This window comes from Planctomycetaceae bacterium (genome assembly GCA_041398825.1).
Taxonomy (GTDB): Bacteria; Planctomycetota; Planctomycetia; order Planctomycetales; family Planctomycetaceae; genus F1-80-MAGs062.
In genome coordinates, this window is the sequence record JAWKTX010000001.1 from 942,586 (window position 1) to 966,775 (window position 24,190).

A 24,190-nucleotide genomic window follows, 5' to 3' on the forward strand; every position below is an offset into this window, starting at 1 on the left:
GGGCGGACGGCTTCGCAGCCTGTTGTAAGACGGGACTGGCTCGAGCAGGAGACCTTAATACACGACGGTTTCCAGTCGTCCTGCGTGCCTGTCCCGGATTTTCAACGGGATAGTTAATATCTCAATTCGGCGGCAATTGTCGGGCCCATAAAACCAATATTGGTGCCAATTCCCAGAGCGTCGTCTGAGAATGTGTTGTTCATCCAGTACTGGGTTTCCCAGGCTGTTCTCAACTGCAGGACGGACGAGTGACCGATGGTCCTGGTCCATGAGACGCCAAGCTGATTCTCAACGATCTGCATCACTTCATCCCGGATTGGGCCGGTGGGGATGTAGGTCAGCATTGATGCGTTATTGATCTGTCCGAACAGCAAAGAACCTCGCACGTTCGCGAAGATATCGATTCCGCACGTTCCGACACCTCGTGTTGCCTCAACGGACACTGTTGGGCCCACACCTTCAAAAGACGCCTGTCCGATACCGAATGCTCCAATGACTGGCGAGTCATAGCGGAGTTTTGCATGACGGACACCGCTGGAGAACTCCAGATTCCACTGACGGAAACGCTGCAGGGAGATGATCTCCAGATCTGCAGCATGGGCGCCGACGTAGAGCGTGGAATTTGAAAACGGTGGATCGTAAGTGAATCCGTGACTATAAGACCAGTATCGGCCCCGGAGTCCAAGTCCACTTGCCGTACGGTAGCCCAGAGTGTAACGCATCCCTGACTCAAAGTGATGGTCGATTAACTGGCCGCCATTCGCAGAATTCAATGCGCCCATCGCCCCGCTCATTCGAGGGCGAAGAAATGTAAACTCAACGGACCCGAAGAGCTTGTCCTGATGATAATCAGGCGGAGATATAAAGCTCGGTGCGAGACGTGGTTGCCGCAGTGCCTGCAGATCTGCTTCCATACTGGCGATGCGCGATTCCAGATCCTGCATCGAAGAAGTGGAAACCAGAGTTTCTGCCATCAATGGCTCTGGTGAGTGGGACATCAGCGCAATTGCTTTGTCCGGGGAATCCCATTCAGGGGTAACGAGGGAATCAGCACGCGTAATCCGGAGTTGCGTCAACAGCAGCGCAAGGGCTGCCATGATAAGACGGGATGTATTCTTCCGCACACCAACTCCTCCTGAGTAGGCGAAACCATTCGGCCCAAAGTGATACTTCTTCAGACCATCGAAAGAATCAACGCGGCAACTTCAGTGATCGTCTGCCTGGTGGGGAAACTGTCACCGTCCCAATGACCCATATCCGACGATTCATTGATGCGACCGGCACAGACTGTCTAACCGGCGCACGGCTTCGTCGCACTGTAAGCACCTGGAAATGTCATCATGGTTCGCCTGTCGTTCCCGAACTGAACCAGGCCAGGTGCGTATTTTCGCAAAGGGGATAGCTTCACGGCGAAGATCGATGAGTCCCCAGTAACCTGGTTGGCCCCGTCAGAACGCGGATCTCGACCGGAATGTGAAAATGGAAACCGAATGCGGGGGATTACCCGGTGCCGGAATTCGAAACTCCAGTCGACCGGCCTGTGGCCATCCGGCTTCAATCCTCGGGTAGGGATGGTCTGTATTCGAGGGCAGGAATTCAATTGCCGGATTTGTCACGGTATTCAGGGGCCAGCAATCCCTCGCTGATGCGGCGGTTTCTTATCAATGCGGTGCTCGTCGAGACCCGGCTGTCAATGCCATGTGTTGGCAAGGCGTTATTCGTTTGCAGATGCCTTCAACAACGCATTCACAAATGGATTGATGTCGTCTTCATAGGTGAAGGCTTCTTCTTCTCCGTCACTAAAGAGTGAATCATCGAATCGCTTCGCCAGCTTTCCGTCCCTGCCGTAGACATAGACGGCAGGAATTGAAGCGAGATCCAGAGAGGCAAAAATTTCATCGGATTCCGTCGTACTCAGGATATTGGTGAAGGTCGCTGAGTTCTTCTTCAGAAACTTCTCTACCGGTGCACGGTATGTATCAACCGGTTTCGATTTGATTCCTATGTAATCGACATTGAAGCTGATGCATACGATCTCGGACGGGGACTGCTTTTGGAGTGCAACGAGCTTTGGGAACTCCTTCATGCATGGCAGGCAGGAGGTTGACCAGATATCCACGACGACAACTTTCCCCTGGTTTTTTCGAACAATCGCCTGAACATGCTCCCACGTTCCGTTCTGCAATGAAACAGCTGCGGCGTCCTGCCCCGAGGTGCTGTCACCGAAAGAGATGGCTGAGATGGCCAGCAGTACGATTGATGAAAGCCTGCCAATGAAAGTGGAGTGATATTTTGTAGAGCTCATTGGGGTACCTCGTTCCTGTCGCAAGAAAAACGTGTCGCATTCATTGATTTTCAGGGTGTAACAATCGCTGAACATTCGCGAACAAGTCTTGATCTTCACTGAGCGAAACGTTGGACAGTTCCACATATCCAACGCGTAATTCGAATTGGGTTGGCTCCATTGCCTCAGTCTCCGACTCTTTGGAGGGGCTGTCCGGCAGAGAGAACAGCACGCCATCTTTTGTTGATAAGCGGCCTGGGTTGTGAATTTGCAGTACGCAAAGCCGGCCCAGTTGTAACTCCTTTTCCGCAAGGCCGCCAACGATCGTACCATCGGGCTGGAAACGAACGTCTCCGGAACTCGGCAATTCATTTTGAGTGGCGACTGCGGAAAAATAGCTTTGTCCCACCTGGAGGCCAATTTCGCCATTGGGCAGTATTCGCATGTCGCCTCGTCGTGTGAAGACTCTTTTACCACACGAGGAGTTGCCACACGGGACGTTGTTGTCTGACTGTTGGCAACACGCATGAAGGCAAATCCAGAGCGTTGGGTCGTCTGGCAAAGCGATATCCAGGGGGCGCCCGGTGAAGCAAAGTTTGCCAGGCTCGAAACGCGTGACCACCTCAAGGTGAAGTGAATTGGCAGGCGACTGTGGATCGTTTTGAGTTGAAATGAATGCGGTGGCAGCTCGATAGCCGGGAATATGTGCCCCAGCCAGGTTCATGCGAAGGCGTTGCATTGCTGCTTCTGAGAATGAATCGGCCGTGTTGGGCTGCGTTTTCTGGGGATCGAGGAGTTCGTCGACAGAGTGGTCCAGGAATTTCAGGGAGGATAAGCCGGCGTGCGATCGCATTTGGTTCCTTTGTTCCAGCAGGAACCTGGCGTCATCAAGATTCACGCCGGTCAGCTCCTCCTCCCAAACCGTTCCTTCCGCGCCTTCGACCCGGAATTCATCAATGAGCTGCCGAAGTTCCGCGGTGTCCTCGGTTGTCATTGGGGTCGGATGTACACGCGAGTGAGAAGCCATCCGGACGGAACCGGAGTTCTCCATCTGGTTTGGAGGCTTCCCTGCTGTCGCGTCCCAACCGCTGTCCCCGAACATCGGTGGGTCAGCGATCGTGCTGGGAATGCTGGTTGGTGGTGGGGATGCTGGACCCTGACTGGATTCCGGGGTGAAGAGATTTCGACCCAGAATGGTGCCGCCCAGGCATGCAATACAGGCAAACAGCAACAAACGCGGCGCGATTTCCACAACGGCACCCTCCATGGAATCTGAACTGTGGTCACCTTCCTGTGAGCATCAAGACCCGCGGAATGTAATGAAATTTCCCGGTCCTGTCTGCTGGTTGCCAGCGTTTCATCCGATGAAATGCGGGTAATACAGCACAGAAAACCCCTGTTATTGCTCCGGTCATGGTAATCCGCGGGGAAAAAATCAGGCACGTTTGTGTCAAGGCTGCGTATTGGATAAACTCCCCGGTTTCGAAAAACGCGGGGGTTGCACGCGCAGGGGATTGATTCCGGCCCGTGCATCATGACGACTGTGAATGCGAGCGTTCAATTTCACTCCCGAAATTTAGTATCAGGGATTTCAGACAGTGCCAACAGCGACCGCAGTGAATGTGAAAGCCATCTTCGAATCCGAAGGCCCAATGACTCAGGACATGCTGACGCAATTGGAGTCGGCGATCAGCGGTTCACAATTAACTGATGTTCGTCAATGCGTAGGGGATCTGTGTCGTCATATTGATGGCGGCCGCAACTCAGAAGGGGCGATTGCCCGTGCTGGAGTTGGCAGTTACCTGCTGGCAAAGCAGGAGCAGGCGGATCGTCTTCTGTCCGGCGTGCAGAAAGATGGTTTGGCCTTGTTCGTACATGGCCAGTGTTTGTTGGCACTTGGTCGTGCTCAGGATTCAGGCGACCGTTTTGAAGCTGCCGCGAAGGCTGGTTTCGATCCTGTCGGGTGTACGCTTCGCCGGGCCGGTGCAATTCGTTCGGCGGGTTTGATCGACGAAGCCGAAAAACTGCTCCGTAGTGTCGCTGCGTCTGCGGCAAGTCGCGCGGAATACTCATTTCAGATGGGGTGCATTTGGGCTGATCGTGGAGATGCTCTGACGGCAGTGGAGTATTTCGAGCGGGCTGTGGACATGGACCCGCATCATTCTCGGGCTTTGTTTTGGCTGGCGGCTGAGAATTCTCTGCGAGGGAACGATGATGAGGCGATTCGCTACTACGAGCGTTCGTTGTCTCGTCCCCCGTTTTACATCGGCGCTCTGCTGAATCTTGGGTTGATGTATGAGGATCGCGAGAACTATCAGGCGGCGGCTTTCTGTTTCCGTCGAATTCGGGAATTCGACCCCAACAACGCCCATGCGGAACTCTACCTGAAGGACATCGAAGCAACTCAGGGGATGTACTACGACGAAGATTCGGCTCGTCAGGAAGCCCGCATGAAGCAACTGCTGAGTCGGCCTGTCACCGATTTTGAGTTGTCAGTCCGAAGTCGAAATTGCCTCCAGGCGATGGACATCAACAGCCTCGGTGATTTGACTGAAATCAGCGAGCAGGAATTGCTGTCCGGTAAGAATTTTGGCGAAACGTCACTGCACGAAATTCGCGAGTTGCTGTCCGCACACGGACTGCGAATCGGGCAGCATCTGCATCGAATCCACTCACGCGAACACGTGGTCGATCAGAACCTGTCTCCTGAAGAGCAGGCGATGATGAATCGTGTCATTGGTGACCTGAATCTTTCGGTTCGGTCTCGTAAATGTATGAATCGATTGAATATTCAGACGATCGGGCAACTCGTACAGCGTACTGCCGATGAACTCCTGGCCAGCAGGAACTTTGGCGTGACATCACTGAATGAAATTCGCCAGAAGCTGACCGAAATGGGGATGCGACTGCGAAACGACTGATTGTCGAACTTCTGGTGGAGAACCGTCCGCCGGAATGCCGTGTCTGCATCTTGCCGAACAAAGCAACTACCACTAAAATTGCAGACACAACCCGATGGTGTAATGGTAACACAACAGATTTTGGTTCTGTCGTTCCAGGTTCGAGTCCTGGTCGGGTTAATTCTTTCGAGCCAAAATCTCGAACGTAAACCACACAACCGCAAAGACTTGAAGCAATCACTGCTTCAGGTCTTTTTTTATGGAAATCTGAATCAGTGACAAATCAATGACACCTGTTGAATCCGAATTGGTTTCGTAGTGTCACTGTATTGGTTCCGAGCATTTCGCGTTGCGAGTCCGTCGGATGTCCATGGCTGGTTGAGGCACTCCCGGTGTTTTCAACAGACAGGGAGATTCAACGTGGCATCAATTCAACAGGGTCCAGGCGGCAACTATCAATTCTGTTTTCTCTTCAGGGATCAATGATTCCAACGGTCAGTTCGAAGCCAACGAGACTTCTCTCATTCGTTGAGCAAAGTTCACGCCACGACTGCCTGCGTGCAATGTGTGCGTTGGCGGCGTTCACCGGGGCACGGCAGTGAGATTTGTCGCGCACTGGTTTCAGATATTGATCTGATTGCCTCAACAGTCACGATTCGCGAACGACAGCAACACTCTTCCTTTCCGATGTACAGCGAGCGAGCAAATGGGAATCGATCCGGGGCTGGCACGTATTCCGCCACAGTTCTATGAGCGATTGTGCTTCAAGGGGAGGCGACCAACGGTTCATCGATCAATGATTGGGAGACCAGACAGATGAGCAGCGAAGGCGATACCGGCACTTGTTCCCCGACTCTCAAGAAGAGGCGATTAATTCCGTTTTCAAGTGACGGAACGTCGTTCCAATTCGTAATGCCCAACAAGCCCAGATAACCGGAGGTCTTCGGTTACTTTCCGAAACAGGTTAACGCGAACGTCTTGGCAGGATCGACATGTCGGAGCGGTGTAGCGTGGCTCGCCAGACGGTTGGTGAGTCATATCACGCTCGCATGAGTTGCCTGAATGCGGGCTATTGCATTCTGGAGTGTCAATCGCTCCGGCAGGTGCGTGAAGTGATGATTATCGTCATTTCGACGTCGTTGCCTGGTAACAGTTCGGGCTGTTGTTGGTCAGATTGTCGAATGCTTGGAATAGTCGGATCAAAGTGGATTGGTTGTTTTTCCCGGGCTGAGTAAGCTGGTCACAGAAACCGATCATCCCGGAGCACCTGCCCATGTCCGAAGTCACCCACATTCTGTCGCAAGTTGAATCCGGCGATGCAGTGGCGGCGGAAAAGTTGTTGCCGCTGGTCTACGAAGAATTGCGACGCCTCGCGAAGACGCGAATGGCTAATGAACGGTCGGACCACACACTGCAGCCGACGGCCCTGGTTCATGAGGCGTATCTACGTTTAGTGGACGTCAAGCAGGCTCAGCACTGGGATAGTCGTGGGCTTTTCTTTTCGGCAGCGGCCGAAGCGATGAGGCGAATCCTGATCGAATCGGCTCGCCGGAAGGATTCGTTGAAACGAGGTGGTGACCGTCAGCGGGTTGAGATTGACGTGGATCTCGAGCAGACCATGGCTGTCGGCCCCGTGCACTTAATCGAAGTGAGTGAGGCTCTGGACCAGCTGTTGGCAGAAGAACCGGAAGCTGGGGAACTGGTCAAGCTGCGTCTGTTTGCCGGACTGTCGGTCACCGAGTCCGGAAGAATGCTGGGGCTCGGCCGCACAAAGGCGTACGAAACCTGGGAGTTCGCCGAAGCCTGGTTCGCTGCATGGCTCGCCCCCTCAGATTAAAAAGCCCCCATTCAGGCAGGCAATCCGAGCAAATACCGGTGGCCAACGAGTATGGAGCCCGTACGAGTAACAGTGTGCGGGCTTCGGGCGCTTGCTGATCATCCGGAACGACATTTGTGTTCGTTCGCAGTGCCGATCAGTTGTTGTTGCCAGACGTGCCGGGACGTTGTGCTGAATTATTGGAACTCATAAGTCACTTGCTTGAGAGGAGTTGCATCTCTGCAAAACCTGATTTCGGAAAGAGCCTCTGATAGTTCCGGAAAACTCTCCGTCGATTTCGCATTGTTTCATGACGGGCTTGATTGCGAGCCTCTTCATGTGACACCGGGCCGGTGAGACTCGCCCCAGACTCAGGAACCATGTCATGACCAACTCACGCAGATTCTCCCGCAAGCAAAAGATGAATCGTCGAAACAAATCACGTCGTGCAGACCACAGCCTTGTCCAGCTGGAATCGCTGGAGACTCGACAGATGCTGACGGTACTACTGGCCGACAGCTTTGAAGTTGGCGAGTGGAATGGGAACTGGGTCGAAGACAGTCAGAACGACTGGGCTCGTACCAGTCAGCGTGCCGCCGACGGGTCGTACGCCGCCGAAGTCGATGGCTCGGCTTCGAATGCCACTTTGAGCCTGGCCAACCCACTGGACCTGGCCAGCTATGGCAGTGCCGAACTCACTTTTTCGTGGTACATCGAAAGCAGCTTTGATAGTGGCGAATACATCGCGCTGGATCTGTACGACGGCAACAGCTGGAACGAAGTTGCATCGCTACGGGGAAATGTGGATCAGGAAAATACCTGGCACAACGAAACTGTCACTATCGACGGCAGCTACCTTGTCTCCGATTTTCAATTGCGGTATCGCGCCAAGGTCAGCGACAGCCGAGAAGACGGTTTCGTTGACAATGTGAAGATCGAAGGCACGCTGGCGGATTCGCAAATTGCAATCAGCGACGCCCAGGTTCTTGAGGGAGATGGCGGTCACACCAACCTTGTCTACACGGTCTCACGGTCGGGCAACATCTCCGAGGCGACCACCGTTGATTTCGCGACAGTCGCGGGAACGGCGACGGAAGGCGTTGACTATGTCGGATCAAGTGGCATGTTGACTTTTCCCGCAGGCGACAGCAGTTCCCAAACGATTACCGTGCAGGTGAATGGCGAGACCGCCGTCGAACCGGACGAGAACCTCTTCGTGAATTTGTCAAACGCCACTGGCGGAACCATCGCTGACACGCAGGGGACCGGAACGATTCTGGACGACGACGCGGTGGCAACGATTTCGTATTCCGACTTTAGCGATCCAACCGGTTTGAATCTGGTCCGTCACGCGACGGCTCCTGCTGGAACGAACAATGCGCTTCGTTTGACTCCGCAATTGACCAGCCAGCAGGGTGCTGCGTGGTTCGCCTCACCTCAACTATTGTCGGTCGGCTTTGAGACTGAGTTTGAGTTCCAGACGGCTGGTGACGGTTCGGATGGTTTTGCATTCGTTGTTCAGAATAGTCAGGATGATGCACTGGGTGGCGTCGGCGGTGGTCTGGGCTACAAGAGTATTGCCAACAGTTTGGCGATCGAGTTTGACACATTTCAAAACAGCGAAACCAACGATCCCAATAACAACCATGTCGGTGTGCATACGATGGGCGCCGCACCAAACAGCAACCACGAGTCGGCTTCGCTGGGAACAGTGACTCCAGCCTTTGACATTAATGATGGAAACATTCATCAGGTGAAGGTGGTTTACCAGCCTGGAACGATGGCCATCTTTCTGGACGACTTTGTCAGTCCGGCGCTGACCGTCGCCGTCGACCTTGCTGAGACGCTGGATCTGGATGTCGGTAAGGCGTGGGTTGGATTCACGGGAGTATCCGGAGGAGACGCCCAAAGCCACGATATTCTGAGTTGGGAATACAGCGTGCTGGCCGATGTCACCACGACGATTGGCGTTGCCGATGCTCAGGCGATCGAAGGTGATAATGGTGTCACGAACCTGGTGTTCACCGTCACGCGTGATGGCGACACGTCGGGCACGGCGATTGTCAGCGGCGTGATTGCCGAAGGCACGGCGACGTTCGCCGATGGTGACTACGGCACTCTGAATTCGACCACACTGACTTTTGCTGCAGGACAGACGGTGGGCACTTTTGTCTTGCCAATCAATGGCGACCAGACGCCCGAAGAAGATGAAACACTGACGCTGCACCTGACGCTCGATTCCGGAACGGCGCACTTTGGTCGACGCGGTTGCCGTCGGGACAATCCTGAACGACGACACCAGCGTCGTCATTAGCGATGCAACCGCGTTGGAGGCTGGATCCACGTGGGAATTTGCGGACACCATTGCTCTCGGCGGGGGATTCAGCGGGTGGCCGTGGGGCGTTGCTAAGGGAACCAATGGGGATTTGTTTATTGCATTCAGTCAGATCAATGGAGTTGGAGGCGAGGACGCTGGAATTGAGAAGATCGACGGTCTCACCGGCGAAATCGATCACGACTTCGTACCGATCGGAACCGCGGGGCTATTCAATGCAAAAGAAATCGAGGTTCATGACGGTTGGATCTATGTGTCCAATAAGGGTACCAACGAAATTCTGCGTTTCGACGAAACCACGGGAACTCCTGATCCAGCGGGAGCATTCATTTCGTCCGGAGCCGCCGGTCTGTCCAACCCACGAGGGATCGTCTTCGACGCCGCTGGCAACCTGATCGTCAGCAGCAAAGACACTGATCAGATCCTGAAGTTCAGCGGTGCGGACGGAACATTTCTGGGAGTCTTCGCGGCAAGTGTTACCGATGGAGGGACCGGGCCAAAGGATCTTGCCGTCGATGCCGCCGGCGATATCTATGTGAACGGGAATGATCGTGTTTACAAGTTCAGCGGCGTGGATGGAACACCGCTCGGTCTGTTTGTGCAAGACGGACTGGTCAATTCCTCTGCTCTTGAATTTGGACCTGACGGCGATCTCTACGTTGGCGACAATGGCGCATCACAAGTGTTCCAGTTCAATGGGCAAACCGGCGATCTCGTTGCTACCATCGACATTAATGCCGTTTATGGTAAGCCGGTTGGACTGGCCTTCGACAGTGCTGGCACGCTTTACATTGGTGCCAATCTTACGACCGGCGAATTACTTCGCTATGCACCCGAATCATCGGCTGTGTTCACGGTCAGTCTTTCGTCATCCTCTGGAGACACGGTGACGGTCGACTACTTGACGAACAACGTGACTGCGATTGATGGAAGCGACTATGCCGGGGCCAGCGGTACCCTGGTGTTTGAATCAGGTGTCACGAGTCGAGCCATCATCATCCCAACCGTTGATGATTTGAACCTTGAGGTTGATGAAACCTTCACGATCACGCTCGGCAATCCCCTGGGCACCACGATCGCAGACGGCACAGGGCTTGGCACGATCATTGACAATGAAGTTGCCAATGTCGCCCCCTCGGCCGATGCCGGTGCTGACCAAACTGTAATTGACGGTGCGGCCGTGACGCTTAACGGTAGTGGCTCTGACAGCGATGGCACGATCGTCAGCTATCAGTGGACCGAAGGGGCCACCGTTCTTGGAACCACAGCCAGTATCTCACCAGTCCTGAGTCTGGGGGCTCACACGCTCACTCTGACCGTCACCGACAACGGTGGTGCAACGGCCAGCGACACGGTCGTTGTGACCGTCAACCCGGTAGCTGCGTCGGGGACGAGTTTTATGTGGTCGATGATTCATTGGACGATATGTTCGAGTACGAAGCAGATGGCACGGTCGTCGAAAACTACAATCTCGGTTCAGGCAATAATTCTCCGCGAGGCGCAGCGGCCGACATCACGGGCAACACCGTGTGGGTGATTGACAACGACGACTACGTCTATGTCCATGACAACGCCGGCAACCTGCTGCGTTCGTGGCGAGCTTCCGGCCTGAGTCGCCCCGAAGGCATTGCCACCGACGGGACGGATGTTTGGATCGTTGATCGCGGCAACGACCGAGTGCATTGTTTCGCCGACGGAGCAACGCGTACCAGTAACACGGGCACCACGTCCAGCTTCTCATTGGTGGCCGGAGATTCTCGCGGCATCACTACGGATGGAACTTATCTGTGGGTTGTCGATGCCGGCACGGACAACGTCTACAAGTATACAGTCGGCGGCGCATTGCTCGGAAGCTGGGCTTTGGACAGCCGCAACACGTCGCCGCAGGGAATCACGATCGATCCCGCTAATGTGAACGATATCTGGGTGGTCGATAGTGGCGATGACGCGGTCTATCAGTATTCAGGAGCAGCCAGTCGTACGTCCGGCAGCCAGAGTGCGAACGAGGTCTTCGCTCTGGCCAGCGGCAACACGAATCCGAGAGGTATTGCTGATCCTCCATCGCCGAGCCCACAGTTGGTGGCAACTGAAGTGACGTTGGCTGGTGAGGATAATTGGTCCACGCCGGTTTCGGCATCGACCCGGACTGCTGCGAAATCGCTGTTTGATCCACAAGAAGAGTCACCTTCACAACATCGGACCGCGTCGTCACTGTCTGTTGAAGAAGGGGGCCGTATGAAGAATCAGGATTCCGAAGATGCAGGGACACCGGATGTCTCGCCGACCGACATCTCACCGCGTCGGGTCTGGAAACCTGAAGTCAATATTCGGATAGACCCACAGCGCAGCGATTTTGACGGCTGGTTGGACGTGATTGCCGAAGACCTGTTGAAAATACTGAGTTAGTCTCGGCGTTGGTCACCATTGCAAGCCAGTGAGTCTTCGCCCCGAGCCGCCCGTATTCGGCTCGGGGAATACCGGGCTCACGGGTAACAATCGCTGGCGCGTCGTGCGTGTATTTTGAATACGACGAAACAAGGATCACACGTCATGAATGAGCATACCTTCGTTCCGAAAGTGAATCCCCTACGTTCAATCAGAGATATTTTCCTCGCGGCTCGTGCACTGCCAGCCGGTGAGGAACGCGATCGGTATCTGAAGACTGCGGTCGGTGATGATCCGGGACTGCGTCAACGAGTCGAACGGATGCTGGCGTCGCTGCAGGATGCGGAACCTAATCCACTGGTTCAGGCGATGGAGAGTCTGAACATGGACGCCCCTGGGGAGACGGAATGCTTGGCCATCGACGTCAGTCAGCACCCGACCATTGGCCCGTATAAGTTGCTCGAACGTCTGGGGACTGGCGGGATGGGGGAGGTGTTTGTCGCGGAGCAACGGCAACCCGTGCGGAGAAACGTCGCTCTGAAGCTGATCAAACGGGGGATGGATTCCAGGGAAGTTGTGGCGAGGTTCGAGGCCGAACGCCAGGCACTGGCGATGATGAGTCATCCGAATATTGCCAGTGTCCTGGATGCGGGGCAGACGGAAGAAGGGCGTCCCTATTTCGTGATGGATTTGGTGCGCGGCATTCGCATTACCCACTACTGTGATCAACACAAGTTAGACCTGCGTCAACGACTGGAACTTATGGTGACGGTGTGCCAGGCCGTGCAACATGCTCATCACAAGGGCATTATTCATCGCGACCTGAAACCCGGCAATATTCTGGTGGAGCTCGACGACGTTCGCCACGTTCCCAAAGTGATCGACTTCGGCGTAGCCAAGGCGACCAACCAGCGGCTCACAGAACGGACGTTATTTACACAGTTCTCGCAGATGATTGGCACGCCGCTGTACATGAGTCCCGAGCAGGCTCAGATGACCAGCATGGATGTCGATACGCGGAGCGATGTGTATTCGCTGGGCGTTGTGCTGTACGAACTGCTTACGGGCAGCACTCCCTTTGATCGTGCAACTCTGAACAAAGCAGGGTACGACGAAATGCGCCGCATCATTCAGGAAGACGAACCTCCGCGTCCCAGTCAACGCATTAGTACTCTCAAGGCGGAACGCCTCTCAACGCTGACCGAGCAACAACAGAAAGCAACGCCGCAACTTGAACGACAGGTGGAACGGGAACTGGACTGGATTGTGATGAAGTCCCTCGAAAAAGATCGTATACGCCGATACGAATCCGCCAGTGCACTGGCAGCCGATCTGCAGCGATATCTTAATGGCGATCTGGTCCAGGCCTGTCCGCCGTCTGTCGGATATCGCTTTCGAAAATACTTCGCAAAACACAAGCTTATGCTGACGACCAGCGCTATTCTGGCGTCCGTCCTGATTACGTCTACGATCATCAGCTGGGGCTTTGCGGTTCACGCCAATCAAGCCCAGATAACTTCCACCAAATCGGCCGCAGACGCCCTTGATGCAAAGCTGGCGGCGGAAGACGAGAAAAAGAAGGCCATCGTCGCACAGAAGGCAGCAGTGACTGCCCAAAAGATGTCTGATGTCAATCTTGCGGCAGCGCTGGACGCCGTCGCTAAATTACTGGAGCACGCCTCTAATCCGGAACTACTGGAAGTTCCACGAGCGCAGCCGATCCTGAAAAACATCGTCACCGATGCTCTGGCGTTCTATGACAATTTAGAGGTCTCCAAAGCCGAATCGCCGGAAGTGCGTTTCCAGGCCGCGATGACTCGTGTTCGCCTGGCCCAACTCGCGGGGCATTTTGAGGAGAACGAGCTAAGCAGGCGCGCCTACCTGGACGCGATCGCCGAGTTCGAGCGACTTGGTAAGCACTTCCCGAATGATCATCGCTATGGAATTCAGCAAGCCCGAGAGACATCAATGCTGGGCTGGCTCTACGTGCACAATTTCCATGACTTCTCCGCAGCGGAATCGTGCTTTGAGCAGTCGCTGAGGATCTACGAATCGCTGCAAGAGTCGGACTTGACGACAGACTACGATGTTGACAAATCCGGAGCCCTGGAGGGCCTCGCGACAACATACGAGCACCAGGGCCGCGTCGAAGAGTATCGAGAGCTTACAAAACGCAACTACGAAGAGTTTGGGTATCATCTGAACAAATATGCGAAGCTGATGGAAAGCGAAGACCCGGATCGAGCCGAGCGACTCTGGTTGCAATTCCTCCATGAATACAGAGACGTAGTGTCAAAGGAAGGCAATCAGGCGAGTAGAAGCTTCTTTGGTAGCAATCTCTGGAAAGCAGCCAGGTTCATGAAAAAGCCCGTGATCGCCAGCGTGCAGCGGAGTTGGTCACAGAAGCGTACGATCTTGCCCGGTCTTTGGTCACGGATTTTCAGAAAGTAAAGCACACCGTTATCTGTTTACCGGGATCGTGGCGGACAGGTATGATTCCTGGTCGGTGGCGAGCCAGGGCCGGAAGCAGCATCGACAAATCGTCGAACTCCTGAAGAACCCCTGGAATTTACCCAGTAAAATTGCACGCAAAATATGTTGTGCTGTTGGCGAAGTCAGAAGATCCGGTCCCCTTATTGACGGAAATGATTGAACAGTTTCCGGATGTGATTGACTACCATCAGGCACGTGGCGAAGTGTATGAAAATGGCGGCCAGTTGAATGAATCGAAAGTGATTTTTGCCAGAGTCACCGAACTCCTCGAAAAATTGCTGTCCCGGAAACCGCCAGCGACTACAGAGCGAGTCGGTCGAAAGTTCGACGCTGCGAAGAAGTACGATGTAAACCGAAGAATTCTATGACCAGGCTTTCAGAATCGATTCAGGTCGGAGGTACTGGATCCCCAATTCGCTGAATGGCTGCGGCTCTGTGCATTAGGAAATTTAGAACGCAATGGCGTAAGGAAAAACCCGACACTGGCATCTGAGTGGGCCAAACAAGCTGCGGACAGACTGCAAGATGATGCACGCGGTATGGTTTCGGCAGCTATCGCTGTCAGAGCCGCCGAAGAGTACGAGTTGGCGGTTCAGTATGCCAACCGCGGCTCTGGTTGTGAATCCAGAAGAACAGGAAGCATATTACGTACGCGGCGAGGCTCTCAGGCAGCTTCACTTCGCTCTCAAGCGGCACTGGCCGACTGCAACAGGGCAGTTGAAGCTGAATCCTGAACACACATGGAGTCAGCATGAGCGTGCGATGGGATGACCCAGTTCCAGCAGTACGATGAAGCTCTCGTTGATCTAAACAAAGCCCTGGAAATTGAATCCAACTCGATTTTTCGCGATCAACAACTGGTCGCCCGGCTGCATCTGCAGCAATACGGAGAAGTTCAGGATGGAGTTTTATTCAACTATCCAGGCTGGTAACGGCACATATTACACGCAGTATCAGGTCGCTTTGTTGTCCCTGCGGCTGAATCAGATCAAAGATTACCGAGACATGTGCCAGCAGGTGCTGAGTACCTTCGCCAATTCTGATGAGTCTAAAGAATTACATTTCAGTGCCTGGACGTGTGCACTGGGCGCGGAAGCTGTTCAGAATTATGCGCCCCGCCATCACGATGGCTCGCAGGGCTGTCGAAAAAGATCAAAGTCAACCAGCAGTACCTGAACGGGCTGGGTGCGATTCTTGTCCGTGCCGGCGAGTACGAGGAAGCAAGAAGAAGCAACAGCTGGAGGCCGCGTTTAACAGCGGCTGACACAAGCAATACACAGTCAGCTACACCTATTACTTCTGGCGATGGCCGAACACCATCTTGGCAACGTCGAAATGGCGAAGAGCAGTGCAGGCAGCCAATGGAATCCTCGGCAAAAGAACTGGCAGGCTCCCCGCCGTGGAACCGCAGACTATCCCTCCAACTGCTTCGGGAAGGGCCGAAGCACTGATCAGGAAACAGGACGGCAAATAGAGCTGCCCATACAAGCAGGCAGCGACTGCGTAGCGAGTCCGGCATTTCCACCGGCGTTATCGCGACATGTGGATCGCGGGACGCGTTGACCATATTAACTGCGGGGCATAATTATCATTGGTTCTGTCGTTCCAGGTTCGAGTCCTGGTCGGGTTAGTCTTGAGTTCAAGTCTCGTCAGACGAATCAACCATTGAAAAGGGCTGGAAGCGATCACCGCTTTCCAGCCCTTTTCTGTTGAAGAACTCCGCCTGGCCAGCCTGTCGATTGGATTTCGCCCCGCGGCATCGTTGAAAACGGTCAGACTGCGAGCTCCCACATGATGAAGATCCTTGCAATCCCATTTTCGTTTGCTTGCGCGGGCTCTGCTTGCCTGCCGGGACGGCAGTGGCCCGGACAATGCGGTTTCGTCGTTGTACTGCTTCGAGATGCATCTCCGCACTCTGAATCAGGGAATCGCTGTTCCAGGCTGTTACAAGTTTGGCAGCTGTGGTTTTGGAGGTGGTGGCGGGATAGGCGTGTTCATGATTCGCGTGGGACGCGGTACGAAACGTTGAGTCACTTCAAGGCCGAATGAATCCCTCAGTTCGCGTTCGGCCATGACCTGCCACGGGGTGCCCCTGTTTTCCTCAATGCAACGTTGCAAAAGTCGTCGAGCGACGGCCAGTCTTTGTTCCGATGGTGGTCCGCCCTGTAATCTCGCTGAGGGGGAAAAGGAGACAAAGTTAGTTTCGCTTTGAAGGTTCTGCACGTTGTTCAGTGTGCTGGTGGAAACGACGAGGTATTCTCGCAGGCGGACGCTGAGTGCCAACAACCGCCCCATGTTGAGGTCTGTCCATGCACGCCATCGTGGGGAAGGTTCATTCTGATAAAGCTGCTCGAGTAACGATTCATTCAGCTCTGTTTCCAGGGTCGCCAGCTGTACTTCATCCGCGCTGAGTGCGGGAATGTTCTTCAGTTCTTCGTTGGCCTCTTCGTCGTCATTGTCCATTGCTTCTTTATCATTCAAGTCGTTCTTTGGTCTCTCTTGCGGATTCTGATCCCGGTGATCCTCGATCTTGTCGCTCTCAGACATGGGTGCACGATGTCCTGAGACTTCCGGCCTGGGTTGAAATCCTTGCAACGCGGACGCCATCAGGAACGGCAATAATGCTTCTTCGACGGCCTGAGCATCCTGCCATGCTGTGCGGATTTCTCGTGTCAGCATTGGGACCAGACGGGATCTGACGAATTCGTTATGGGGTTGACCGCCGAATGCCGGGCGAAAGGTCATATCCGGCTGGGTTTGAGCCAGATTGCCACCACTCCATGTTCGTGCAGCGGATGCAAGAACGATTTGGCGCAGCGGTTGTCGCTGTAATTGAAACTGTATTTCTGCCAGCGAACGGTAGTCCGGCTGATAGTCTCGAATTTGCTCCAGCGAAAATGGAGCTCGATCACCGGGGCGATCGTACATCAGGTAGCGACCACCTGTTTCTCGGGACAGCCGTGTCAGTGCATAGGGACTGAAGCCGGACAGCATGGACTGTAAGTTACTACCGCCCTGCCAGCGGGGTGATGTTCCCTGATAGGGGCCACGAAAAGATTCGTCATAAGTCGCCGGCACTCCGCGGTACCAGTATCCCAGCGACAACTTCTGGGGAAATCCTGAATCCGGGCCTCGATGAACCGGCAGGAAGTAGGTGATTCCGTCCGCAGGGTGTGGAAAGGCTGTGTATCCGGTTTGTGCGCCAAGGACCGCGGAAGGGCCGATCACGTCCACTCGAACATTGGCCCCCAGGCATCTGGCAATTGTGTTTTCCAGTCGCAGGTAGTCGTCACCAGATTCGTCTGTCCACAGGATTAACAGGTTCTGTCGCTCGCCACCCCGCCATTTGGATGAAAAGAATCGATCGACACACCACTCCACCGATCCGAAAGTGCGTTCGATTCCGGATGGATCGGGGGGAAGATTATAGATGGCTTCGGCCACGCGTAAGCCTTTGAAAGTGGGGCTCTGAACAACTCTGACATTATCTCCGAAGGCGACGACAGCGTGCTGCATCTGACTCGTCTCGTCTGCCTCGATATTTTTCAGAGTTTCCACCAGTCCCTCCGCCAGCACCTTCATGTCCTGCTGCATACTGAGCGACTGGTCGAGAACCCAGACGACCATCGCATCTCCATCTTTCGCGATGGACAACAGGTCGCCTTCCAGGGTACTCGCAATTCCGGTGGGGGTGTCTGCTTCTTCAACACGAGTTTCTCCTCGGTGACCATGAATGGCCATTGCTCGCACACCCAGCTTTAAGTCCTGCATCAGCTCCGCATCTGTCATCTTTGTGACTGGCTGAAGGTCGCCCCGGCGTACCTTCACCTGTGAAGATGGCATGGCGGGTGAATCCACAGGAACTGACTCGCCCCCGATTGGAGCAGCTGGAATTTCAGCCGCAACGGTCGCCTGAAATTGCGACAATGTACTTTGGTCGTGGTTCGTCGCACTAAAATCAACCTCATGCGTCATGTAATCCGCAGCGTCCCGATTATTTGGGAGCAGTCTTGCTTCAATGACAGTTGAATCGGTGCCGTTGCTGAGCAGCGGCAGTACCCAGAACGCCATCAACACAAATAGAATGCAGTGCACTGTCAGTGAAATCAGAAAGGGCCGAAGTTCCGTGGAAATCCGGCCAGCTGACAATGGCATTCTTCGCAGCCATTCCCTGAAACGCGGCTGCTGAATTGTCGATCTTATGTTTGACATGATTGGCCTCGTACGGTGTCGTGGTACTGCCACTGACACATGGATCAAACAAGTCACTGAGTCTGACAGTTGCAGTTACTTTAACGCCCTGAGGCGTTTGATGATTGCGTCAAATTTCCCCTGCGTCATCACGCCGTTCAGGAGAGTCAGTTCATCAATTTCTCCACAGAACGCCAAAGCCTGAGGACTACTTCGAGCAAACTGAATTTGCTGACTGCCGGAATATCTCAGGGCTGATGTCATGCTGAGGTTGGCTGGCAACTGAATCACAACAGGCTTGCCCGAATCATCAGCAACGGCGACCACCTTTTGAGACGCGCTCACAGCGCAAATGAGAGTTGTCCATGTGTCCTTACTGATACGAATATTCGGAACTGATTGGGTGAACTTACCATGATTCAGGGAAATGATCAGTTCCCCGCTGGGTTTTCTTTCCAGTATCAGCCAATGAAAACCAGCGCCGCCGACAAAAATTGGCTGGGGTTCAGTCGAATCTCCAGTCGGCTTGAGTCGGATGCGAAGTGTGAATTCGCCCGGATCAATTCCCGGGATCAATGAGCCCGCTCGAAAACCGTTTTTTCGGTCAACTTGTTCCGATTTTCCGTTCAGGATCATGGCTGTGTCGGAGAACTGCACATTTCGAATGTCCATCGGATAGGCCGTGCCATTCAGTTCCATGGGATGACCATCAAAATTGTAATGGGCGACAACGCTGGGCATCCGGGGGCTGTCTTTACGGCGTGGGATGCCATCGGGCTGTGACTGACCAATTCTTATGGGCTCGCCGATGGTCATCGTAAACAGCACGTTGCGATTGGTGGCGATCTGATTCAGCAGGTAGACGTGCCCGGGCGCCACTGGTACGTTTGAAGGGCTCTTACGTTCTGCTGTCAAATTCTTGCCGCAGAAGTCAGCCAGCTTTCCCTTGCCCAGATCAGTCAGATAGCAGGGGGCGTAGCTGTAATTGAATTTGAAAATGTGATCTTTCTGATCGAGTCGAAGTTCGGAGTAATACTGGTTGCCCGCGACCTTCAGCTCTGCCCTGTCCAGAGATCCATGGAATTGATGTGTTCTCCTGAAAATTGCCATGTGTCAGCTTCCGTGGCAATAAAATCGACTTTCACCTGATGAGGCACTCCAGTGTGACAGGGCGATCTCCTTCGTTTCAGATGCCTTGAGAATGATCTGCTGGCTGTGGCCTGTGTGTGGGTTACTGTAGAAACTCACGTAATAATCGCCGGGGGCAACATCTTTCAGCGCCCACGATCCGTCAGGCGACTCTGTAGTAACAACGCTATTCGAACTTCCGCCGCTGTATCCGCCAGAGACAGTGTTTGGGGAGACGATTCTGTGTCGAAGTGAGACTGTGATTTTGGAGCTACTGTGCCCGCCCTCACGTTTTACCACACCAGAAATGTTCGCAAGTTCGTCCGGGGCACATCGCCGCATCCGAACGACACCCACATCATAAATACCTTCAGCATCCGGCTTCAGGTCCGGCGGCACTATCAATTCCAGCGGGTTGTAGCCGTGGCATTGAAACCGAATCGGCTTTCTGACGTCACGCACGGCGTCAGCAAAAATCCGCCCTCAATGATTCGCATCTGTGACGACAAACTGCGGTAATCATCGCCAGCATCAATCCTGATCCGCCCGACAACAACATGTCCTTCACGAGAAGGCATTTTAGCATGTTGCAATACTGTAGCCTTCGCCCGGTTCAGAGCACTCGAACGCAGGGCTGGCCTTGGGTCCATGCGTACTTCAACCAGAGTTTGAGCAGTGGCGAAAGGTGCGAGCAATGTGGATGAGATGAATCCAAAGACGACACAAACACGGTGTAATGAATGAAGGTTCTGCATTCGTTCATCCCGAGGATGGACCGATGTATCTGATTCGGACAATCGTTGAGTCGGGGCAGTGGTGGGTGGTTGCATTTTTTCTTTCTGGCTGGTTTTCGGAGATTTGGAGTCCGACCGGTCAGCTACGGTTCCGTTGTTTCGCCTGCCTCTGCATTCCGCCGCATCTTCTCTTGAAACGCCTGAACGTAGGCCTGGGCGGACGCCGTGTCGAAGCAGTCTTTGAAACGGATGATCTGGCCGCCTCGCACGTCAAATTTCAATGAATGCCAGCTGGGAACGTCGGTGTCGTGGCCTTTGATTCGGCCTTTTTCGGTCCCGTAGGCGACGACTTCCTGGCCGCAGACGAAGTAACGCAGGTTCAGGGCTGTCTGGTCATAACGTTCGATCAGAGAGAAGAATCTGTTCCAGATTTCTGAAGTCCATCTGAACCGGAATAGGTTCCGGCGAAAGGAATCGTGTTTGGGTCGCCATCGATAAACAATTCCAGGTCGTCGCTCAATAGATGTCTGATTTGGGCGACCATTTTGTCTTTATCAACGCGACAGGCTTCTACAAATGCCTGAACAACAGCCAGTGGATGCGTACACAGATCTCCGGGGCAAATATCGATATTGCCCCGCTGAAAAGCCGTCGTGATGGCTGAGAGAGTGGAATACCGCAGGTTGCAATCTTTTTCTGCTTTGCGTATGACTCTCACGAAGTAACCGGTTAGTCAGCCAGTTGCTCTGAGTCCATGCCAGTCAGCTTGCGGTATTCGCAGATTTTGGGCGCTGTTACAGGTCACCAGATTCTGAGTCATTCATAGTGTGGCTGTTCATACCTAGTATCAAAACGTGTGAAAGCGTTTAAGGGGGAATGCCGGTAGCGTGCCGACTTGTTGTAGTCACGAGTACTTTCGTAATCTCCTCAGGAATCCCCTGGCATTTTTTTATTTCGATTTGCGTTTCCGGAATTGAAAAGCAATTGAACTCAGGTTGAGAAGACTAGAGTCCGGAGGAATTGGCGGCTCGACATTCGAGCATCGTGTTGAGTCAATGACAGATGCGAGTGTGGTTTGTGGGAAGAAACTCAACCAGCGTCGAGGCGATGGGACCTAAGCAGAACAGGTGATATGGCACCACCAAAGAAGAATTGGGACTGGCGACAGGATCCCGAGTTTCTGGCCCAGTTGTCGCTTGATTTGCGGCGATTGGCGATTCGTCGACTGCGATCCGGCGTCCGCGATTTGTCCGTATCGTCACTGGTTCAGGAGTCACTCGTGCGACTGTTGAATTCGGGGAATCTGCAGGCAGCACCAGGCCGCGCCTATGTGCATGCGGCGGCCGCCAGAGCAATGCGGTTTGTGATCGTCGATCATGCGCGAGCCAGCTCCGCTGCAAAACGAGATCTGCCTCAGGAAACTCTTGTTCTGGAAAAAGTAGTCGATACTTTGCAACGGCACCAACTGGACATCCTTGCGCTGGATGAAGCGATGGAATCTCTTATGAAGATCTCTGAGCGTCAGGCAGCGGTAGTCGAACTCAGGTTTTTTGGTGGCCTCACGATGCCCGAGGTCGCTCATGCACTTGATCTCTCGCTTGGGACGGTCGAAGCCGACTGGCGGGCTGCAAGAAACTGGCTTTACCGGTTCCTGAATCGATAGTCGGTGCAGCCATTGAAGTCCCTGATGATTCGTCGGAAATGCTGTGTTATGGATTCTGAACTCTCCCCTCCCGATTCTTTCTTGAATGACAGTCTTGCTGAATTACTCAACCGAGACCTGGTAGCGGAATGGGCGGACGGCTGGACTGGTCGCGAGATCGATGACTATCGCCTGGAATCGTTAGCGGGTTACGGTAGCTATGGCATTGTGTTCCGCGCGAAACGTTTTGAGCCCTACGAGGAAATTGTGGCCATCAAATTGATGCCTTTCCGAGCAGGCACCATTAAGCTGACCAGCCAGTTTCAGCGAGAATGCCAGACTCTTGCCGATCTCCGACATCCCGGTATTGCCGCGATTCTAAACGCGGGAGTGACGGAAGATGGCGTTCCTTACATCGTGATGCCGTTCATTGATGGTGTACCGATCGATCAATGGGTTACTGGCCATGCAAAGGAATCGAATGAAAGTCCATGGGACCGAATCGCGGAGCTGGCAATTCAACTATGCGACGCCATTGTGTTCGCTCATCAGCAGGGCGTAATTCACTGTGACCTGAAGCCCGATAATGTGTTGGTTACGGAAGCAGGGCAGCTGTTTGTTACTGACCTCGGACTGGCCGTGCGATTGGACCAACTGGATGAAACCGTAACGCGAGGGTCCTGGTTGCCGGGGACGGTCGGCTATTCGGCTCCAGAAATCATTGCTTCACGCAAGACCGCATCGACATCGGTCGACATCTATTCGATCGGCGCAATTCTATACAAGTTGCTGACCGGACAGACTCCGCACGGTCATAGTGGCTGGCTGGAATCATTGATCGCCACCGTTCAGCAACCGGCTGTCCCTGTAATCGATCGGATGCCGGATGTACCGGAGACTCTGGCCAGCATTTGTGATCGATGCCTCCAAAAAGATGCTGAGAATCGGTATCCGTCCGTCGGTGAACTGCTCGAGCATCTGCAGCTGTTCGTTGAAGGGAAACAGCCTAAAGTACGCCAGTATCAGATCGATGAAGCCAGACTACTTCGAAGAAAGATGCTTGTTGTTTGCAGTGGTTTCCTGCTGCTGATAATCGCAGGTCTTCAGTGGCTGTCATCAGATAAGGACGACAATTCAATGGAGGGCGGACGCACCCCTGCGGCGCTATTGGAAACCGCAGTCGCCCCGGGCCGACCATCAATCGACGCTGAAGCTGCGATGGTACAGCAGGTGAATGAAATACGGAAGAACGTCATTCTGCCTGCTTCTCGAAGCCCCCGAAACCCCGGCGACGTTCCAGGGCAATTTGAAACTCTCAGAGAAGCAACCGGCCGGCTGGAGGCAATTCTGCAACGGGCTCCCGGTAATCCCACAATTCGTCAGCGAACGGGCGACGCTCATCACTTTACAGGGATTGCAGCTTCCTACGCAGAGTACTTCGTGGAAGCTGAACGAGCTTACCTGAGATGTCAGGAATTGTTTGATTCCCTGGCCATGGAGTTTCCCGACAACGTCGACTACAAGTTTTCGCAGTTCGCGACTCGCTTCAGTCGAGCTTCCATCTGTGGTCCAACATTGTTGCGAAAGCAGTTGCATGAAGAATGCCTGGACGTTATCGGACAGATCGTTGGTCTGGAGCCCGATAATGTCGACTACATGGATGCCGTTGCGGCAACCTACGGTGCCCTCGCCGCGGATTATCAGGAAGTACTTGACGAATTCAGTCTGGACAAGATTGAAGAAATGTCGCTGGAAAGTCGCAGGTGGTCTCAAAGTGCCTGCTCCCACCCGGATGCGAAACCATTACATCGCAAGCACCTTGTCAAGAGTGCTCACCTACTGTTCTACGTTGAAAAAAAACGAGGAGAATACGGCAAGGCCGCCTCTTGGCTGGATGAGGCTCTGGTGCACTGCAGGCAGTTCGAAGCAGAGTGCCCTCATCCGGAGCATTCAGAACTGTTGTTCGTCACTCTGTGTGACTACGCAGAATTCGCCGAAGAGGCGAAGCAGTTTGAGCTGGCTGAAAGCCTGCGAGCCGAAGCAGAGCGTGTGCTCGGCAAGATAAGCGAATTCGTTCCGGAGTGGGGTGAGCTTGAAAACCTCACCGATCGTATTCAAAGTTCGCGAGGCGAGGGTTCGGGGCGGAAAAACTCTGTCAGTCCGGTCGAACCGACAGGCAAGTGACCTGCGAAAGAGCACAGGCATACCGCGCACGATTTCATACCCCGGGATCGTCGGATTCGATACCGGTGGATGAGCGAGACCTGGTTGCGCGTGCCCCG

19 protein-coding genes and 1 tRNA gene are annotated in these 24,190 nt (G+C 54.0%); 13 read left to right on the plus strand and 7 right to left on the minus strand.

Annotated features, from left to right (window positions below):
- Window positions 1-113: 113 nt before the first annotated feature.
- The 3 genes from R3C20_03380 to R3C20_03390 form a co-directional block, all read right to left on the minus strand.
- Window positions 114-1,124 (minus strand): Lpg1974 family pore-forming outer membrane protein, encoded by a 1,011-nt coding sequence (locus R3C20_03380; GenBank protein ID MEZ6039520.1) that lies wholly within the window; start codon window positions 1,122-1,124, stop codon window positions 114-116.
- Window positions 1,125-1,714: 590 nt separating this feature from the next.
- Complete coding sequence (locus tag R3C20_03385; protein MEZ6039521.1) at window positions 1,715-2,305, minus strand: TlpA disulfide reductase family protein; 591 nt, start codon at window positions 2,303-2,305, stop codon at window positions 1,715-1,717.
- Window positions 2,306-2,345: 40 nt separating this feature from the next.
- The gene (locus R3C20_03390; GenBank protein ID MEZ6039522.1) at window positions 2,346-3,536 is read right to left on the minus strand and encodes a hypothetical protein; all 1,191 of its coding nucleotides are present in this window, start codon (window positions 3,534-3,536) and stop codon (window positions 2,346-2,348) included.
- Between the two features lie 346 nt (window positions 3,537-3,882).
- Here R3C20_03390 and R3C20_03395 point away from each other — a divergent pair, with 346 nt between their 5' ends.
- The 11 genes from R3C20_03395 (at window position 3,883) to R3C20_03445 (ending at window position 15,389) form a co-directional block, all read left to right on the plus strand.
- A complete protein-coding gene (locus tag R3C20_03395; GenBank protein MEZ6039523.1) occupies window positions 3,883-5,205 on the plus strand; it encodes a DNA-directed RNA polymerase subunit alpha C-terminal domain-containing protein in 1,323 nt (440 codons plus the stop codon).
- A gap of 88 nt (window positions 5,206-5,293) precedes the next feature.
- Window positions 5,294-5,364 (plus strand) — tRNA-Gln (locus R3C20_03400).
- 1,093 nt (window positions 5,365-6,457) lie between these two features.
- The gene (locus R3C20_03405; protein MEZ6039524.1) at window positions 6,458-7,021 is read left to right on the plus strand and encodes an ECF-type sigma factor; all 564 of its coding nucleotides are present in this window, start codon (window positions 6,458-6,460) and stop codon (window positions 7,019-7,021) included.
- Between the two features lie 364 nt (window positions 7,022-7,385).
- Window positions 7,386-9,314, plus strand: a complete 1,929-nt coding sequence (locus tag R3C20_03410; protein ID MEZ6039525.1) for a Calx-beta domain-containing protein — start codon at window positions 7,386-7,388, stop codon at window positions 9,312-9,314.
- Complete coding sequence (locus R3C20_03415; GenBank protein ID MEZ6039526.1) at window positions 9,256-10,872, plus strand: Calx-beta domain-containing protein; 1,617 nt, start codon at window positions 9,256-9,258, stop codon at window positions 10,870-10,872. Before R3C20_03410 ends, R3C20_03415 begins: the two co-directional genes overlap by 59 nt.
- Entirely contained in the window at window positions 10,863-11,741 is an 879-nt protein-coding gene (locus R3C20_03420) for a hypothetical protein (GenBank protein ID MEZ6039527.1), read from the plus strand. Before R3C20_03415 ends, R3C20_03420 begins: the two co-directional genes overlap by 10 nt.
- 144 nt (window positions 11,742-11,885) lie before the next feature.
- Window positions 11,886-14,171: a serine/threonine-protein kinase gene (locus R3C20_03425; protein ID MEZ6039528.1), complete on the plus strand. Its 2,286-nt coding sequence runs from the start codon at window positions 11,886-11,888 to the stop codon at window positions 14,169-14,171.
- Window positions 14,172-14,302: 131 nt separating this feature from the next.
- On the plus strand, window positions 14,303-14,581 hold the full coding sequence (locus tag R3C20_03430; GenBank protein ID MEZ6039529.1) for a hypothetical protein: 279 nt from the start codon (window positions 14,303-14,305) through the stop codon (window positions 14,579-14,581).
- Window positions 14,582-14,738: 157 nt separating this feature from the next.
- Window positions 14,739-14,984, plus strand: a complete 246-nt coding sequence (locus R3C20_03435) for a hypothetical protein (protein ID MEZ6039530.1) — start codon at window positions 14,739-14,741, stop codon at window positions 14,982-14,984.
- Window positions 14,981-15,145, plus strand: a complete 165-nt coding sequence (locus R3C20_03440; GenBank protein MEZ6039531.1) for a hypothetical protein — start codon at window positions 14,981-14,983, stop codon at window positions 15,143-15,145. Before R3C20_03435 ends, R3C20_03440 begins: the two co-directional genes overlap by 4 nt.
- Complete coding sequence (locus R3C20_03445; protein ID MEZ6039532.1) at window positions 15,114-15,389, plus strand: hypothetical protein; 276 nt, start codon at window positions 15,114-15,116, stop codon at window positions 15,387-15,389. The genes R3C20_03440 and R3C20_03445 overlap by 32 nt, the downstream gene beginning before the upstream one ends.
- Window positions 15,390-16,157: 768 nt before the next feature.
- Here the strand turns inward: R3C20_03445 and R3C20_03450 are convergent.
- The 4 genes from R3C20_03450 to R3C20_03465 all read right to left on the minus strand — a co-directional run bounded on the left by R3C20_03450 (window position 16,158) and on the right by R3C20_03465 (window position 20,984).
- On the minus strand, window positions 16,158-18,425 hold the full coding sequence (locus R3C20_03450) for a vWA domain-containing protein (GenBank protein ID MEZ6039533.1): 2,268 nt from the start codon (window positions 18,423-18,425) through the stop codon (window positions 16,158-16,160).
- Between the two features lie 75 nt (window positions 18,426-18,500).
- The gene (locus R3C20_03455; GenBank protein ID MEZ6039534.1) at window positions 18,501-19,514 is read right to left on the minus strand and encodes a hypothetical protein; all 1,014 of its coding nucleotides are present in this window, start codon (window positions 19,512-19,514) and stop codon (window positions 18,501-18,503) included.
- Between the two features lie 3 nt (window positions 19,515-19,517).
- A complete protein-coding gene (locus tag R3C20_03460; protein ID MEZ6039535.1) occupies window positions 19,518-19,994 on the minus strand; it encodes a hypothetical protein in 477 nt (158 codons plus the stop codon).
- A 678-nt stretch (window positions 19,995-20,672) separates the two neighbouring features.
- The gene (locus R3C20_03465; protein MEZ6039536.1) at window positions 20,673-20,984 is read right to left on the minus strand and encodes a hypothetical protein; all 312 of its coding nucleotides are present in this window, start codon (window positions 20,982-20,984) and stop codon (window positions 20,673-20,675) included.
- A 414-nt stretch (window positions 20,985-21,398) separates the two neighbouring features.
- Between R3C20_03465 and R3C20_03470 the strand changes: the two genes are divergently transcribed.
- Both R3C20_03470 and R3C20_03475 read left to right on the plus strand, forming a co-directional pair.
- Entirely contained in the window at window positions 21,399-21,929 is a 531-nt protein-coding gene (locus R3C20_03470; protein ID MEZ6039537.1) for an ECF-type sigma factor, read from the plus strand.
- A gap of 48 nt (window positions 21,930-21,977) precedes the next feature.
- Window positions 21,978-24,092 carry a serine/threonine-protein kinase gene (locus tag R3C20_03475; GenBank protein MEZ6039538.1) on the plus strand — a complete coding sequence of 705 codons (2,115 nt, stop codon included), beginning with the start codon at window positions 21,978-21,980 and terminating at the stop codon, window positions 24,090-24,092.
- The last annotated feature ends 98 nt before the right edge of the window (window positions 24,093-24,190 follow it).

What these genes read in the sequence shown, in the direction of transcription:
- R3C20_03385 (MEZ6039521.1), bottom strand. Translation starts at nt 2,305, where the DNA reads ATGAGCTCTACAAAATATCACTCCACTTTCATTGGCAGGCTTTCATCA.
- R3C20_03405 (MEZ6039524.1), top strand. Translation starts at nt 6,458, where the DNA reads ATGTCCGAAGTCACCCACATTCTGTCGCAAGTTGAATCCGGCGATGCA.
- R3C20_03410 (MEZ6039525.1), top strand. Translation starts at nt 7,386, where the DNA reads ATGACCAACTCACGCAGATTCTCCCGCAAGCAAAAGATGAATCGTCGA.
- R3C20_03425 (MEZ6039528.1), top strand. Translation starts at nt 11,886, where the DNA reads ATGAATGAGCATACCTTCGTTCCGAAAGTGAATCCCCTACGTTCAATC.
- R3C20_03435 (MEZ6039530.1), top strand. Translation starts at nt 14,739, where the DNA reads ATGATGCACGCGGTATGGTTTCGGCAGCTATCGCTGTCAGAGCCGCCG.
- R3C20_03440 (MEZ6039531.1), top strand. Translation starts at nt 14,981, where the DNA reads ATGACCCAGTTCCAGCAGTACGATGAAGCTCTCGTTGATCTAAACAAA.
- R3C20_03445 (MEZ6039532.1), top strand. Translation starts at nt 15,114, where the DNA reads ATGGAGTTTTATTCAACTATCCAGGCTGGTAACGGCACATATTACACG.
- R3C20_03450 (MEZ6039533.1), bottom strand. Translation starts at nt 18,425, where the DNA reads ATGTCAAACATAAGATCGACAATTCAGCAGCCGCGTTTCAGGGAATGG.
- R3C20_03455 (MEZ6039534.1), bottom strand. Translation starts at nt 19,514, where the DNA reads ATGGCAATTTTCAGGAGAACACATCAATTCCATGGATCTCTGGACAGG.
- R3C20_03470 (MEZ6039537.1), top strand. Translation starts at nt 21,399, where the DNA reads ATGGCACCACCAAAGAAGAATTGGGACTGGCGACAGGATCCCGAGTTT.
- R3C20_03475 (MEZ6039538.1), top strand. Translation starts at nt 21,978, where the DNA reads ATGGATTCTGAACTCTCCCCTCCCGATTCTTTCTTGAATGACAGTCTT.